The sequence below is a fragment of the Gemmiger formicilis genome (genome assembly GCF_016901605.1).
Classification (GTDB): Bacteria; Bacillota; Clostridia; order Oscillospirales; family Ruminococcaceae; genus Gemmiger; species Gemmiger formicilis_B.
This window is the reverse complement of record NZ_JACJKP010000603.1, coordinates 1-285: the sequence shown is the minus strand read 5'-3', so window position 1 is coordinate 285 and position 285 is coordinate 1. Positions and strand designations below refer to the sequence as shown.

The following is a 285-nucleotide window of genomic DNA, read 5'->3' as shown; positions in this document are numbered from 1 at the left end:
CGGTCAGGTTGCGCAGTTTGGTGGCATCGCCCAGCAGGCGGTTGACCTCGCTCTTTTCAGGGCGCAGGCGTTCAGCTTCGCAGACGATGGTGGCATTGGGGTTGATCTGTGCGATCAGTTCGTTGGCCAGATCCCCGATGGAGTGTTCCACGCCGGTGGCAATGTTCAGTTCCTGACCGATGGCGGCATCGCAGTCTGCAATGGTCATAAAGCCGTTGGCGGTGTCCTTCACGTAGTTGAAGTCACGGGTGGGGGTCAGGCTGCCCAGCTTGATCTCGGTCTGAC

Annotated in this window: 1 protein-coding gene; it reads right to left on the bottom strand. The window is 59.6% G+C overall.

The window, feature by feature from the left end; genetic code table 11:
• The coding region (locus tag H6B10_RS16110; protein WP_204652433.1) for a GDP-mannose 4,6-dehydratase at positions 1-285 on the bottom strand (285 nt) is incomplete at both ends.